This is a genomic window from Candidatus Protofrankia californiensis (genome assembly GCF_900634765.1).
Classification (GTDB): Bacteria; Actinomycetota; Actinomycetes; order Frankiales; family Frankiaceae; genus Protofrankia; species Protofrankia californiensis.
The window spans coordinates 19,503-20,043 of sequence record NZ_CAAAFT010000198.1 but is presented as its reverse complement, the minus strand read 5'-3'; the positions used below and the strand labels follow the sequence as shown (position 1 = coordinate 20,043).

General features: G+C 69.3%; 1 pseudogene. It reads right to left on the bottom strand.

The annotated features are described in order from the left end of the window. A pseudogene (locus DD1DGNOD_RS26855) lies at nucleotides 1-541 on the bottom strand (AAA domain-containing protein); the annotation flags it as partial.

Here is a 541-nt window from a genome sequence, read left to right as displayed (position 1 = left end):
ATCCACGATGACGACGTCGAAGAGATCCGTTCTGCGTGGGTCGAAACTTTGCAGCACGCGGTGGATCGGCATGATCCAGACGGGGACGGTGCCCATCGCGTCGGGCATCTGCTCGCGCGCGTCCGCCTCCCACCTGCGGGCGAACTTGCCGGTTCCCTTGCCGATCCTCGCCAACGCCTGCAGCCATCCCATCAGCGCGCGACGCTGGTCCTCGCGCAGGTTGGTCTTCATGCCGAGCCGGGCGGACCGGACGGCGACATCGAGGACGAGCCGACGGACACCGGCCGTCGTCTCGGCGACCTGGCGCTGGAGTACGGCAACGTCACCGCGTCCGAGCAGGGCGTCCAGCCAGGTCTGGGCCTGGCTCCACCGCCACAGTTCGGGAAGGTCCGACGCCGAGCCGCACACGGTCGCGTTCCCGCCGCTGTCGATGATCTTCGCGGTCCACCGGGGAGCGGCAGCGGCGAGCCGTTCGGCGAGTGCGTCACGGCGGTCCAGAGCCGGTCGCAGGTCGGTAAGGCGTCCGATCTCGTCGTACGCT